Genomic DNA, 247 nt, shown 5'->3' with positions numbered 1-247 from the left:
ATGATGCGTATCCAGAGAGTCTACTGTTAATGGCAGATTTGTATCAAATGCAAGGACTATTTGAAGTCAGTGAACAAAAGCTCTTAAAAGCAAAAGAGCTGCTCCCAAATGAAGCCATTATTGATTTTGCATTAGGTGAATTGTATTTTTCACAAGGTCTTTCAAAGAAAGCGGCCGACTATTTCTACAAGGTTGCAGATCAACAACATGAGGTTGGCGGCGTCAATGTTTATCAGAGGCTTGCTGA

1 pseudogene is annotated in these 247 nt (G+C 39.7%); it reads left to right on the top strand.

The window, feature by feature from the left end:
- Positions 1-247, top strand: a pseudogene (locus SB658_RS26415) (tetratricopeptide repeat protein); the annotation flags it as partial.

Origin of the sequence: Bacillus sp. SIMBA_008 (assembly GCF_046535495.1) — a bacterium.
GTDB classification, from domain to species: domain Bacteria; phylum Bacillota; class Bacilli; order Bacillales; family Bacillaceae; genus Bacillus; species Bacillus subtilis.
This window is presented reverse-complemented; position numbering and strand designations above follow the sequence as displayed.